Genomic DNA, 14093 nt, shown 5'->3' with positions numbered 1-14093 from the left:
CGGTGATCCACGCAACACTGGAAAGTGTTCGGATCCAATAATTTCCAGGAGGGTGTTCAATGGCGAGCACATCATCGGCGACCAAGACCGCAGCTGCAGAATCGAGACCGGCAGGCGGTGATCGACCCGGTGACCCGGCGCTCGAACTGGTCGCCGAACTGGCGGCAGCGGGCCAGCGACTCGTCTTCCGGCAGGGTGACGACCTGAGCAGTGGTGACCTGACCTGCGTGGTGCTGTGGCCGTCCGGAGAGCCCTCCCTCTCCGATCTGTGCGAGAACTTCGAATCCCTCGGACTCCGAGTGTCGACGCACCGCCCGATCCCGACCGTTCTGGGTTCGGCGCACTACTTCACCTTCGAGCCGAGCACTTTCGACGGTGGTGCGCTGGAGAAGATGGCGGACGCCTTCGAAGCCGTCATCGCCGGCCAGACCCGAATGGACGCCTTCTCCAGTCTGATCGGACGAGCAGACATCACGTGGCGCGACGCAGAGTTGCTGCGCGCTGCGTGCCGTTTCCTCGCTCAGGCTCGTATCGGGTTGTCCGAGAGCTACATCGTCGGAGTGTTGGCAGCGAAGCCACTCTTCGTACGACAGGCGATCGAACTCTTCACCGCGCGTTTCGATCCCACCGTTGCGGGATCGCGTGAGACAGCCGTGGCTACCGCGGCATCGGCCATCGACGAATCAGTCGACGGTGCAGACACTCTGGACGAGGACCGCGTCTTGCGCGGCGTGCGTTCGTTCCTGCAGGCGACTCTGCGCACCAACTGGTACCTGCGTGGTGAGTCCGGCGACCCGCTGCCGTACGCGTCGTTCAAGATCGACTCGCAGTTGCTCTCCACCCCACAGAAGACCGTTCCCTTCCGCGAGATCTATGTCAGCGCACCCAATGTCGAGGGCGTTCATCTGCGTAATTCCTCCGTCGCCCGTGGCGGCCTGCGTTGGTCGGATCGATACGAGGACTACCGCACCGAGGCCCTGAGCCTCATGAAGACCCAGAGCGTGAAGAATTCCCCGATCGTTCCTTCGGGTGCCAAAGGCGCGTTCGTGGTTCGGGGCACGTCGTCACCGACTCCGGCGCAGGTGCAGGAGTCGTACAGCACCTTCATTCGCGGCTTGCTGGACGTGGTGGACAACATCGTCGACGGCGCAGCGGTACATCCGGCCGAAGTGATCGAGTACGACGGTGAAGACTCCTACCTGGTCGTGGCAGCAGACAAGGGGACTGCACGGTTCTCGGACGTCGCGAACGGCATCGCCGTCGAGCGTGGTTTCTGGCTCGGCGACGCTTTTGCTTCCGGCGGTTCGGCCGGATACGACCACAAGGCGATGGGCATCACCGCTCGCGGCGCCTGGGTAGCGGTACGACGCCACTTCGCCGAGCGCGACCTCGACGTCGACACCGATCCGTTCACCGTCGCGGGCATCGGCGACATGTCCGGCGACGTGTTCGGCAACGGAATGTTGCTCTCGCACAAGATCCGTCTGGTCGCGGCATTCGATCACCGCCACATCTTCATCGACCCGAACCCCGACACCGAGACGACGTTCGCCGAGCGCGCTCGGCTCTTCACCGTGCCGCGCTCGTCCTGGGACGACTTCGATCGCACCGTGATGTCGCCTGGTGGTGGCGTCTGGCCGCGTAGCGCTAAGTCGATCCGCCTTCCGCTCGAGGCGCGTCAGGTCCTCGGTATCGCCGAGGAGAAGCTGACTCCGCAGGAACTGATCCGAGCGATCCTGTGCGCTCCGGTGGACCTGTTGTGGAACGGTGGCGTCGGTACCTACGTGAAGGCGTCGACCGAAAGCAACGTCGACGCGGCCGATCCGTCCAACGACGCAGTTCGCGTCAGCGCTGACGAGTTGCGTGCAACCGTGGTGAGTGAGGGCGGCAACCTGGGTTTCACCCAGCGTGCCCGCATCGAATATGCCGCTGGCGGAGGACGAATCAACGCCGACTTCATCGACAACGCGGCAGGCGTGGCTACCTCGGACCGTGAGGTCAACATCAAGATCGCACTCGCAGAGTTGGACGCGACCTCGCGCAATGAACTACTCGCGGCGGCCCAGGACGAGGTAGCCGCATCGGTACTCGAGGCCAGTGAAGATCAGACCCTCGCGATCAGCCTGGCCGAGCACCGCGCTCCCGCCCTACTCGATCAGCACGAACGGTTGATCGAGAACCTGGTCTCGGCGGGCGCGATGAAGCGCCTCGAAGAATCATTGCCGGACGCCAAGGCGCTGGCGGTCAGGGCGCGAGCCGGGCAGGGCCTACTCCGTCCGGAACTTGCTGTGCTGGTGGCGCAGTCGAAGAACGTGCTGACGGCGGAATTGGGGGCGTCGACCGTCCCGGACAATCAGATCTTCGCCGATCGTCTCCCGCAGTACTTCCCGCTCTCCGTCGTCGAGGCTGCACCGGACGCGGTCCGCGCACATCGGTTGGGCCGCGACATCATCATCACCTCGGTGGTCGACGAACTGGTCAACCGCGTCGGCCCCGGCGTGCTGTTCCGGCTGGAGGAACACCTCGGAGTCCACAGTCCGGAAGCGGCTCTGGCCTACGCAGTGGTCAGCGAAGTGCTCGGCACCGAGGATCTTCGGCGCGAGATCTTGAACTCGGAGCTTCGCGCCACCGAGCAGTTGCAGGCTCTCGATCGCTTGCAGCAGTTGTTGGAATCCGAGATGAGCTGGGTGTTGCGTCGTCCGGGAGCAGCCGGCCGGTTCACCGTGAACCCGCGAGCCGACATCGATCGATGGGCAGCGCCGGTGCGGGCTCTCACCGAAGGGCTGTCGGCCAGCGACCGCATCGAGGCGTCTTTCGGGGCGCTCGCCCTGGCTGACATTGCGTTGCAGGAGAATACGACGGCCGCGGCCGCGGCGGCGATCTACCGGGAACTCTCCGACACCCTCGATCTGGGCGACGTTCTCGGGGGCGTCGACGTTGCCGTCGGTGCCTCGCATTGGGAGGTCATGGGCAGCGCTGCCGTCCACGCCAGGTTGACGGCGCGTTTCGCGGACCTCGTGTCCGGAGCGCTCGGAGAAGGTATTCCGGAGGTCGTCGAGTTGTGGACCGCCGCCAATCCGCAAGCGGTGCGCCGGTTCACGGCTTTGATGTCGAGCGTGAGCCGCAGTGGAGCGCTGGACACCGCCCGTCTCTGCACGGTCGACGCCGAACTCGAACTACTCGTTCGCGGTGCGTCCGGTTTCGCTTCGGTGCACGCCGCGGAGCGTTCAGCGACCCTCCCAGGCGAGTAGCGATAGCAGCAGTTCGGCTCTGACCCTGGCCTGTCCGAGGTCGCATTGCAGCAGTTCCTCGATGCGTGCGATGCGACCTCGGAGGGTGTGCCGATGAACACCGAGTTCGGCTGCGGCCGATTCCCATTGGCCGTTTGCCTCGAGATAGGCGCGCAAAGACGCGACCAGCGCGGTCCCGTGTGCCTGGTCGTGTTCCGTCAGCACCGGGATGGTGTCCGCAGCCATTGCGATCAGTGCCTCACGGGCAGGCTCGGATGCCAGAATCGTCGAACCACTCAGAGCGTCGAACTCGAGAATGCGGGCAGTGGCCGTCGTGAGATTGGCCGCGGCGCGGGCCTGGACGAGTGCGCGCGGTGCGTCCAGAAGACGGTGAGGGGTGCTGATTCCGGCCCGCACCGTCTTCGCCTCGGTGGGGGAGAGCTGCGCCAGTAGTGTTTTGGCAGTGTCGATTGTGTCGGTTCCGCGAAGGAGGACGGTCAGCGAACCGTCCTCGGATTGCGCGAACAACGGCCGGCCTGCTCGCGCGAGAGCGTTGTCGAGTTCGCGAAGAACAGGGCCGAGTCCGGATCCGCGAACGTGGACGACACGGACATTGCCGTGCGTATCGCTCGCTTCGTCCAAGTACGACGGCACACCGTCCTCGGGGATTCGGCCGTCGAGTAAGAGCCCGAAAGCCATGGCGTTGAGTCGAGTTCGCTCGGCCCGTAGTCGAACCGGTTTCTCGAGTTCGAGAGTGAGCAGCGAGACCGCATGCCCGAGCAGCACTCTGTCGATATTGCTCAGGGGCCCGGCGCCCGCCATTGCGAGGTAGCCGTGCCAGCTGTCGGTGACGCCGACGGGGGACAGTGTCAGCGTCCGTTCGGGTGTGCTCTGCGAGATCGACGCCGGAGCGTTGGGATCGCGGGTGGTCGCCGCGACCGCGCGAACCTCGGTGATCAACGACTTCTGGTTTGCCGGATGCACCGCGGTGATCCGATCTCCGACAAACGCCACCGAAGTTTTTGTGGCCGTGGCCAGTTCACGCACGATGGCAGACACGCCTCCGCGCAGCGCAACGCGGGTGATGCGTGTCTGTACTTCTGCCGCGCGGAGTACCGATTCGTATTCCTGCTGGCTCAGACGGGTCATCACCGCGCGCGTGACCGCCGCGAACGGGGTCGTGAACGGCACTTCCAGCAGGGGGAGCCCGCGACTGCGGGCGGCGGCAATCAGGTCTGCGGGCACACTCTCGTGGGAAAGGCCGGTCCCGAAACCCAGAGCCGATACTTCTGCGGCGGCCAGACGGTCGATGTACTCGCTGTAGTCGGTGGCGTCCGCGCCCACCAGTGCCAGCCCGGTGGTGAGCACCAATTCGCCGCCGGAAAGCCACGGGGTGGGGTCCGTCAGCTCTGTGGCCTGCGCAAACGTGACGGGGTGGGTGGCGGCTGCTCGGTCGGTGAGCAGAGCCAGCGAGAGGTGTTTCTGGCGCAAGAGCCACGAGATCGGAACCGTCACCTGATCAAGGCTAGCTGTCGTTGCCGATATGGAGTAGCCCCGCAGCGTCAGGTATCCATTTCGGCAGTGCTTGCGGTGCTTCGCGCGTCGCATACTCGAATGCAATACACAACCGAGAGGGTGGTCACATGAGTGCAATCGAATACCGGCTTCCGCAGGAGCGTCGCATCGTCACGGAGTTCCCGGGCCCGCGCTCGGCTGCGCTCGCCGAACGTCGTAAGAAGGTCGTCGGCGCAGGCGTCGCATCCACCCTTCCGGTCTACGTCGCCGACGCAGACGGCGGAGTCATCGTCGACGTCGACGGCAACTCGCTGATCGACCTCGGTGCCGGTATCGCGGTGACCAGCGTCGGCGCTTCCAACCCGGCCGTCGTGTCCGCAGTTCAGGATCAGGTCGCACACTTCACCCACACCTGTTTCATGGTCGCTCCGTACGAGGGCTACGTCGAGGTCGCCGAGCGTCTCGCCGAACTCACCCCCGGTGACCACGAGAAGCGTTCCGTGCTGTTCAACTCCGGCGCAGAAGCCGTCGAGAACGCCGTCAAGATCGCCCGTCACGCGACCGGTCGCGACGCAGTCGTCGTCTTCGACCACGCGTACCACGGCCGCACCAACCTCACGATGGCACTGACCTCGAAGTCCATGCCGTACAAGAGCGGCTTCGGTCCGTTCGCCCCCGAGGTCTACCGCGTCCCGATGTCCTACCCGTACCGCGAGGGCCTCAACGTCGACGGCTCCAAGATCACCGGTGAGCAGGCCGCACAGCGCGCCATCACGATGATCGAGAAGCAGGTCGGCGCTGCCAACACGGCCGCCATCCTCATCGAGCCGATTCAAGGCGAGGGCGGATTCATCGTTCCCGCAGAAGGATTCCTCCCGACGCTCGTCGCGTGGGCCAAGGAGAACGGCGTCGTCTTCATCGCCGACGAGGTTCAGGCAGGCTTCGCGCGTACCGGCGCCTGGTTCGCCAGCGATCACGAGGGCATCGTCCCCGACTTGGTCACGCTCGCCAAGGGCATCGCCGGCGGCATGCCGCTCGCCGCTGTCACGGGCCGCGCCGAGCTCATCGACGCCGTCCACCCCGGCGGCCTCGGTGGCACCTACGGCGGTAACCCCGTCGCCTGCGCCGCGGCATTGGCGTCCATTGACCAGATGCGTGAGCTCGACCTCTGTGGCCGCGCACGCACCATCGAGTCGACCGTCGTCGGCCGAATGAACGCACTGGCAAAGGAACTCGACGTCATCGGTGACGTTCGCGGTCGCGGCGCCATGCTCGCCATCGAGCTGGTCAAGCCCGGTGGGCAGGAGCCAGACGCCGACATCACCAAGAAGATCGCCGCCGAGTGCCTCGCTGCCGGCGTCGTGATCCTCACCTGCGGTACCTACGGCAACGTCATCCGCCTGCTCCCGCCGCTGGTCATCTCCGAGGAGCTGCTCGACGACGCGTTGACCGTCCTCGAGACCGCCATCCGCTCTGCAGCGCAGGGGAACTGACATGTCCAACGTCTCGGATCTTCTCGACTCGGTACCCAAGGGTCTCTGGCTCGGCGGCAAGCTCGTCCCGGCCGAGAAGACCTTTGCGGTCTACAACCCGGCAACGGGTGAGGAACTTGCCCAGGTAGCCGACGCCACCGCAGCCGACGGTATCCGCGCGCTCGACCTCGCCGCTGCGGCGCAGGAAGACTGGGCGGCCACTCCGGCACGTGTACGCGGCGAGATCCTGCGGACCGCCTTCGAATTGCTGCACGCCCGCGCCGAGGACTTCGCGCTGATGATGACCCTGGAAATGGGTAAGTCGTTGGCAGAGAGCCGCGGTGAGGTCAACTACGGCGGCGAATTCCTGCGCTGGTTCAGTGAGGAAGCAGTCCGCATCGGTGGCCGTTTCACGCAGGCTCCGGCCGGCAACGGTCGCATCCTGGTCACCAAGGAAGCCGTCGGACCGGTCCTCGCGATCACCCCGTGGAACTTCCCGCTCGCCATGGGCACGCGCAAGATCGGACCGGCGCTCGCTGCCGGTTGCACGATCATCGTCAAGCCCGCCGAGGACACGCCGCTGACCATGCAGCTTCTCGGTCAGGTGTTTGCCGACGCGGGTCTGCCCGACGGTGTGCTCTCGATTCTCCCGACGTCCGACGCGGCTTCCATCAGCGGACCGTTGATGGAAGATGCGCGTCTGCGCAAGGTCACCTTCACCGGCTCCACCGGCGTCGGAAAGCTGTTGGTGCGCAATGCTGCTGACAAGCTGCTCCGCACGTCGATGGAGCTCGGTGGCAATGCACCGTTCATCGTCTTCGACGACGCCGACATCGACGCGGCTATCGACGGCGCAATGCTCGCGAAGATGCGCAACGGCGGCGAGGCCTGCACCGCGGCCAACCGCATCTACGTCGCCAACTCGGTGCGCGAGGAGTTCACCGACAAGTTCACCGCCAAGGTTGCGGCACTGAAGGTAGGCGCCGGTGACGCCGAGGGCACCAACATCGGCCCGCTGATCAACACCAAGCAACTCGCAACCGTCACCGGACTCGTCGACGACGCCGTGTCCAAGGGCGCTCGCGTTCGCACCGGTGGATCGGCACCCGAAGGCCCCGGCTTCTTCTTCACCCCGACGGTCCTCGATCAGGTGCCCGCCGATGCGCGCCTGCTGAAGGAAGAGATCTTCGGACCCGTTGCGGCAGTAGTCGGTTTCGACACCGAAGACGAAGCGATCGCGGCTGCGAACAACACCGAGTACGGTCTCGTGGCGTACTTCTACACCCGCGACATCGACCGTGCGATGCGCGTCTCGGCCAAGCTGGACACCGGCATGGTGGGCGTCAACCGCGGCGCGATCTCCGATGCTGCGGCACCGTTCGGTGGCGTCAAGGAATCGGGCTTCGGCCGTGAAGGCGGAACCGAGGGTATCGACGAGTACCTCGATACCAAGTACGTAGCGCTCTAACCTGCTGTGCGCCTTTATTAACCGCGGGCGGTTAATAAAGGCGCACAGTTGTCTATTGACCTAACGGAGTCGGGCGGTAGTACTTGCCCTCGTGGTAGAGCAGGGGCGCGGCAGCGGATTCGTCGTCTTCTTCGGCGTGAACCCGCGTGACGAGTCCGATGACCAGCGTGTGGTCGCCAACAGGGATCAGCTGGTCGACTTTGACGCGCATCCAGCTGGGGGTGCCGTGCAGAACCGGCTCCCCGGTGTCGAGCACTGCCCACAGTGACTCGTCTGCAAAACGTTGATCGGCGCTACGCGCAAAGCGCTGGGCCAGATGTTGCTGATGTTCGCCGAGAAGGTGGATCACCAAGGACTCGGCTGCCTTGAGCGCATTGATGCTCGACGACGTCTCCGCGATGTTGAACGAGACGAGCGGCGGCTCGAGGGAGACGGACGAGAACGAGGTGGCGGTGAAACCCACCGGGCCGGTACCCGAATCGAGGGTCACGACGGTGACACCGGCGGGGTGGCGGCGAAGCGCCGCACGGTAGTCACCGGCGCAGATGCCGGTCGACAACTCGGGCGTCGCTGCTACTTCGGGGACGTCGGGGGTGGTGTGGCTGGAAACGGCATTCGGCTTGTCAGACAACGGGAACTCTCCGGCTGGAACTCGAGGTGTGCGGTGTGGTCGAGGTGACTGCGCTCGGCATACACAGACATGCGTCGGTGCGGCACAGATCTACGTGCCGTCGTCGCCAGTGGTTGCCGGCCGGGGTCCTTGTTGCAGTGCACATGGTGCGTTCAACTATAGGTGGACGCACGTCTGAGTGGGTTCGGACCGGTCTGCCCGGGAGCGCTTCAGTCCATGTCGACGGCGAGGCCGGCGGTGATTCGGAGGAGTTCGGAGTACGTCGTGCGAAAGACCGTGTTGGGGTGCCCGGCGGCTGCCCACAACTCGGGGTACTGCTCGAGGGCGGTATCGATGTACGTGGGCAGATTGGTCGGATGCCCGAGCGGAGCGACCCCACCGATCGGCTGGCCCGTCGCGGACTTCGCCATTTCCAGCGGCGCCCGCGTGAGCTTGCCTTCGAGGCGTTCGCCGGTGGCCTTCAGGTTGACCTGATGTGCGCCGGAGACCAGCAGCAGGACCGGATCGTCGTCGAGAAGGAACACCAGTGACTTGGTGATCGCGCCTACCTCCACCCCGACGGCCGCCGCTGCCTCGGCCGCGGTGTGCGTGGCGTCGGGCTGCGTGACGATGACGCCGTGGTGACCCCGCGAGATCAGTGTTTCGGCGACGTGCGAGGCGTTGGGGTGGAGGAGGCTCGTCATGAGTTCAGACTAGGACTAGTCGGCGTTCGCCACAGCTGGAGTCGGCGTCGTGTCGGTGGACTTTCGGTTACGACGGATCGTGAAGCCGAACAGCATGACCGCACCGATCAGCGCGTACAGGAAGAGCGTCAGGGCAGGCTGGCCGACGCCGACGTTGTTGAAGTAGACGATGCTCCGGACGCCCTCGGTGCCGGCGCCGGGTGTGATCCATCGGCCGATAGCGGCGTAGAACGAGGGAATCACGTTGGAGCCGAATGCGCCTCCCGCACTGGGGTTGCCGAGGATCACGAAGACGGCGATAGCCAGCGGGACTGCCAGAACGCCGATGGCGGCGCGCAATCCGAGTGTGAACATGGCGGTGCCGAACACCACGGCTGTTCCCAGGATCCAGAGCGGGAACCAGTGGCCGGCGAAGGTTCCGAGTACGTGTGAGGTGATGAGGGCGCCGAGGGCTCCCGATATGACCGAGTAGATCGCGATCACGCCCGTGTGTGCGCTTGCCTGGCGGAGCGTCTTCGGCGCACCGATGAACAGTCCGATGGCTGCCGCAAGGAGATAGCCGCCGACGACCCAGCCGACCGAGAGGTAGAAGCCGGAGAGGCCGCGGTTATCGTGCGCTCCGACGGGGATCTCGTCGCGGACGACGAACTGTCGGTCCTGCGTTGCCTCGACCTTCGTGAACACCGCTTCGAGTGACGTCGCGATGGAACTGCCGCCCGCGCTCGCGGTGATCAGGGTGTCCGGTCCGGCCGGGTTGATGACAAAGGCGCCCTGGATCTCGCGGTCGTTGATCATGCGGCGAGCGGTCGCCGTGCTGTCGACTACCTGAGCGTCGAGCGGGCTGCCGTCGATGGCGTTGAGTTTGTCGGCGATCTGCTGATCCATGCCGTCGGGTGTGCCCTGATCGGCGATGACCGCGATTTCGATGTCTCGCGGAGTCGGCTGATGGAAGGCGGCGACGTAGCTGAGGATGAAGCCCATCTGCAGCAGGAGCACACCGACGAACAGCGCGGCCATCACCTTGGGTGCGCCGTATTTCACCAGCAGATTGTCATGGTGGTGTTCGTCGTGGGTGGAGCTGTTGTCTGGTGCGGCGTGTGCCGGATGCGTAGTGGTCACGAAGAGTCCTGATCTTGTCGAAAGTAAAGAGCTTGTCAATACCCGAGGTATTGAATACTCTAGGTATCGTGACTGAATCTCGTCAACCGGACTGGACTCCGGTAACCCGCCCCGGACGTGACGTGGTGCGGCAAAGACTGCTCGACGCTGCGGCGGAAGAGTTTGCCGAGCGCGGATTCAGTGCTGCACGTCTCACTGAAGTTGCTCGCCGCGCGGGCTTCACCAAGGGCGCTGTCTATTCCAACTTCGAGTCGAAACAAGATCTGTTCGCTGAACTGTTTGCGCAACGGTCTCTCGAACTGGCCGGCCGCGTACTCGCCGAGATTGCCGGCATGAACCCGGCGGATGCGGCGGGCAAAGGCGGTGAGGCCATTGCAACGTGGATGGTCGACGATCCGGGGTGGTCACTGCTCGTCCTCGAATTCGGAGTCCTCGCCGGACGTGATCCGCAGATCGCTCAGGCGTACTTGCGTGAGCGTCGCCACTTGCGTAGTCAGCTCGTGGAGTTGATCGGCGAACGTGCCCGGGAGTGGGGAGTGGACGAGTCCTTCGATGTGCGGACCACCGCAATCTCGTTGATGGCCTTGATATCCGGGCTCGTTCTCGAGCACTCCGTGGATCCGGAAGAAGTTGACCAGAGCGTGATGGGCGCCGCTGTGACGGCACTCTTCGCCGGTGCCGTCGCACGGGCGGGATTGCCCGCCGTCTGAGTTGCTCGGTTGACAGGCAACAGATTTGAGAACTACCCTCTGGGTGCAGTACCTCGTTAGGTGAGGCTTCTGCACGAACACAGGCCACTGATCTCACGACGTCGAGAGACGCCCAAGGTTAGGACAGATCTCCCCGGCTTAAGGGGTGATCCAAAGTGGCTTCCCGGTTTGGATCGGGACACGTCGTGCAGTGCCAAAACTCGGACGTGGAGGTGTTTTCGCAGCTTGATGCCGGTTTCTTCCGGCAAAGGCGAGAGTACGTCGATATTCGGTTCTCCTGGCGTGTGCTGTGCGCATGCAATCGTGTGGCGTCAACGGACGCCCCGAACTTTCAGGAGGTGACCATCGTGGACGACCCGCCGAGTCGATATCCGACCCATCCTTCTGTACTTACCGACGGTGCTCGCCCCGGTCTTTCGCTCAGCCTCTGACCTTTTTGCACCCTCGGTTTCATCTGCGCGGCTTTGTCGCGTCCGCTGACGACTTCCATTGTCGTTCAGCGCATTCTGCTGCCCTGATGCACTGACGTGGTCTGATGCGTTCGGGCAGCCGAGGAGATTCGTCATGTCATTTTCCGTTCTCGCACTGCGGCCGCGGCCCACGAGAAACAGTGCACAACAAACACATTCAACAGTCTTGGCAAAGGAAAGCGCACAGGAATTGGTCGACTACTCGACCTCGGACACGCGCACCGTTCTCGCAGATCTGACCACGACGACCAACGGGCTTCGTGACGATCAGATCGACGATCTTCGCCGGCAATACGGGCGCAACGACGTCCGCCACGACCGCCCGGCGCCGGCAATCGTGCAGTTCGCGGGGGCGTTCAAGAACCCGTTCATCCTGATCCTGGTGTTCCTCGCCCTGATCATGGTCGCGACCGACGTGGTGTGGGCGGACCCGGAAGACGGACCTTCCTACGAGGGCATCATCACCCTCGGGTTGATGATCTTTGTCAGTGTGTCACTGAGGTTCTGGCAGGAATATCGCTCGAGCCGCGCCGCCGAGGCGCTCAAGGCAATGGTGACGACAACAGTCGCGGCCACCCGCAAGATCAACAACACCGTGGTCACGGCGGAGATTCCGATCGAGCAACTACTGCCAGGTGATGTAGTCCAGCTTGCTGCCGGCGACATGATCCCGGCCGATGTCCGCATCATCCGGGCCAAGGATCTACAGATCAATCAGTCCATGCTCAGCGGTGAATCGATGCCGGCCGAGAAGTCTGCGGAACCATCCTCGGGGATCGACGTCGATCGACTGCTCGAAGCCGAGAACATCGGATTCATGGGTACTTCCGTCGTGTCGGGCAGCGGCACCGCTGTCGCGGTTCACACCGGCAAGCGCACCTACTTCGGTGCCATGACAGCACAATTGGCGTCCAAGCGACCCGAGACCAGCTTCGACGTCGGAGTGCGCAGCGTCAGCTACCTGCTGATCAAGTTCATGCTGATCATGGTCCCCGCGGTGTTCATCATCAACGGACTGACCAAGGACTGGAGTCAAGCACTACTCTTCGGCGTCGCAACCGCAGTGGGGTTGACACCGGAAATGTTGCCGCTGATCGTGACTGCGAATCTGGCCAAGGGCGCGCTGCACATGTCGCGCAAGAAGGTGATCGTCAAGCAGATCAACGCGATTCAGAACTTCGGCGCCATGGACGTTCTGTGCACGGACAAGACCGGAACTCTCACCGAGGACCGCATCGTTCTCGGTGAGCATCTTGATACTGCCGGACGTAAGTCCGAGGACGTATTGCGGCTAGCGGCGGTCAATTCCGTGAATCAGACCGGATTGCGCAGTCTTCTCGACGACGCGGTGATCGAGGCCGCCGGTCCCGGAGTGGTCGAGGAGATCTCGCGTCGCCACGGGTTGGTGGACGAGATTCCCTTCGACTTCAAGCGCCGTCGACTCTCCGTGGTGGTCGACCACGGAGACGCCGATCTGATCGTCACCAAAGGTGCAGTGGAAGAGCTCCTTTCGATCTGTGAATCGGTGGAACTGGACGGGGTGACCCACCAATTGACACCGGGATGGCTGGCCCGAGTCGATCGACTGGTCGCGGAACTGAACGGTCAGGGAAAGCGAGTGCTTGCGGTGGCAACCAAGACAGTCGTCGAAGAGCAGCGCCGCGAGTACTCGACGGCCGACGAAGAGGGCATGACCCTGGTCGGGCTGCTGGCATTCCTCGACCCGCCGAAGGAATCTGCGGCCGGGGCGATCGAAGCCCTCGCGAGCCACGGAGTCGCGGTCAAGGTAGTGACGGGTGACAACGAACTGGTCGCCGAAACCGTCTGCGGCAAAGTCGGTATCGACGTGGGAACTGTTGTATCCGGCGCCGAGATCGAAGCGTTGAGCGACGAGGCCCTCGACGAGTTGGTGCAGCGGACAACCGTCTTCGCGAAGACGGATCCGATGCAGAAGGCACGTATTGTCGAATCGCTGCGCCGGGTCGGCCACACGGTTGGTTTCCTCGGTGACGGCGTCAACGACGCACCCGCACTGCGGGCCGCGGACGTCGGCATCTCCGTCGACACGGCGGCGGACATCGCCCGCGAATCCGCGGACATCATCTTGCTGGAGAAGGACCTCGGCGTACTCGAACAAGGAGTCATCGAAGGGCGTCGTACCTTCGGAAACATCCAGAAGTACATCAAGATGACCGCGTCATCGAACTTCGGGAACGTCTTCTCGGTACTCGTCGCCAGCGCCTTGCTGCCGTTCATCCCCATGATTCCCGTAGTTCTGTTGTTGCAGAATCTGATCTACGATCTCTCGATGCTCACGATCCCGTGGGACCGAGTCGACGACGACTTCCTCGCGAAGCCCCGTAAGTGGGAGACCAAGAGCCTGCGCCGGTTCATGGTGTTCATCGGCCCGATCAGTTCGATCTTCGACATCTCGACGTTTGCGCTGATGTGGTTCGTGTTCGCTGCCAACTCTCCCGAGCACGCAGCCCTGTTCCAATCGGGTTGGTTCATCGAGTCATTGATCTCGCAGACGCTGATCGTTCACATGATCCGCACCCGCAAGATCCCGTTCATCCAGTCGCGTGCATCGCTGCCGGTACTGCTCAGCACGGGCGCCGCCTGCGTCTTCGCGCTTGTGTTCCCGTTCACGTCCTGGGGTCATTCCCTCGGGTTGGTTTCACTGCCGTGGAACTACTTCCCGTGGCTGGTCCTCACTCTCGCGGCATACTGCGTCGTCACGCAGGTGGCCAAGGGAATGTTCATCCGTCGATTCGCGACCTGGCTCTAGGAGTTCA

The 14093-nt window shown here is 63.7% G+C and carries 9 protein-coding genes and 1 riboswitch; of the genes, 5 read left to right on the top strand and 4 right to left on the bottom strand.

Going from position 1 to position 14093, the window contains the following annotated elements:
* The first annotated feature begins 59 nt into the window (after positions 1 to 59).
* Positions 60 to 3251, top strand: coding sequence for an NAD-glutamate dehydrogenase domain-containing protein (locus ACFQ6H_RS11070; protein WP_378646061.1), 3192 nt, complete (start codon positions 60 to 62; stop codon positions 3249 to 3251).
* Here the strand turns inward: ACFQ6H_RS11070 and ACFQ6H_RS11065 are convergent.
* Positions 3228 to 4745: a PucR family transcriptional regulator gene (locus ACFQ6H_RS11065; protein ID WP_019746725.1), complete on the bottom strand. Its 1518-nt coding sequence runs from the start codon at positions 4743 to 4745 to the stop codon at positions 3228 to 3230. The two genes, ACFQ6H_RS11070 and ACFQ6H_RS11065, sit on opposite strands and share 24 nt — an antisense overlap.
* A 128-nt stretch (positions 4746 to 4873) precedes the next feature.
* On the opposite strand from ACFQ6H_RS11065, the gene gabT reads away from it, so the two are divergent.
* Both gabT and ACFQ6H_RS11055 read left to right on the top strand, forming a co-directional pair.
* Positions 4874 to 6238, top strand: a complete 1365-nt coding sequence (gene gabT / locus ACFQ6H_RS11060; RefSeq protein ID WP_378546153.1) for a 4-aminobutyrate--2-oxoglutarate transaminase — start codon at positions 4874 to 4876, stop codon at positions 6236 to 6238.
* A 1-nt stretch (position 6239) separates the two neighbouring features.
* Complete coding sequence (locus ACFQ6H_RS11055) at positions 6240 to 7685, top strand: NAD-dependent succinate-semialdehyde dehydrogenase (protein ID WP_378646059.1); 1446 nt, start codon at positions 6240 to 6242, stop codon at positions 7683 to 7685.
* Between the two features lie 52 nt (positions 7686 to 7737).
* Here the strand turns inward: ACFQ6H_RS11055 and dszD are convergent, their stop codons facing one another.
* The 3 genes from dszD to ACFQ6H_RS11040 form a co-directional block, all read right to left on the bottom strand.
* Complete coding sequence (gene dszD, locus ACFQ6H_RS11050) at positions 7738 to 8316, bottom strand: NADH:FMN oxidoreductase DszD (RefSeq protein ID WP_003941189.1); 579 nt, start codon at positions 8314 to 8316, stop codon at positions 7738 to 7740.
* Positions 8317 to 8525: 209 nt separating this feature from the next.
* Positions 8526 to 8999 carry a YbaK/EbsC family protein gene (locus ACFQ6H_RS11045; RefSeq protein WP_003941167.1) on the bottom strand — a complete coding sequence of 158 codons (474 nt, stop codon included), beginning with the start codon at positions 8997 to 8999 and terminating at the stop codon, positions 8526 to 8528.
* A gap of 15 nt (positions 9000 to 9014) precedes the next feature.
* The gene (locus ACFQ6H_RS11040) at positions 9015 to 10118 is read right to left on the bottom strand and encodes a hypothetical protein (RefSeq protein ID WP_378448107.1); all 1104 of its coding nucleotides are present in this window, start codon (positions 10116 to 10118) and stop codon (positions 9015 to 9017) included.
* 68 nt (positions 10119 to 10186) lie between these two features.
* Between ACFQ6H_RS11040 and ACFQ6H_RS11035 the strand changes: the two genes are divergently transcribed.
* Positions 10187 to 10828: a TetR family transcriptional regulator gene (locus tag ACFQ6H_RS11035; RefSeq protein ID WP_378646057.1), complete on the top strand. Its 642-nt coding sequence runs from the start codon at positions 10187 to 10189 to the stop codon at positions 10826 to 10828.
* 45 nt (positions 10829 to 10873) lie between these two features.
* A riboswitch (M-box (ykoK) riboswitch) is annotated at positions 10874 to 11047 on the top strand.
* A gap of 345 nt (positions 11048 to 11392) precedes the next feature.
* A complete protein-coding gene (gene mgtA / locus ACFQ6H_RS11030) occupies positions 11393 to 14086 on the top strand; it encodes a magnesium-translocating P-type ATPase (protein ID WP_378646055.1) in 2694 nt (897 codons plus the stop codon).
* The last annotated feature ends 7 nt before the right edge of the window (positions 14087 to 14093 follow it).

Origin of the sequence: Rhodococcus sp. NPDC056506 (genome assembly GCF_042794945.1) — a bacterium.
Classification (GTDB): domain Bacteria; phylum Actinomycetota; class Actinomycetes; order Mycobacteriales; family Mycobacteriaceae; genus Rhodococcus_F.
The sequence above is the reverse complement of the archived record's forward strand: the minus strand, read 5'-3'. Positions and strand labels throughout refer to the sequence as shown.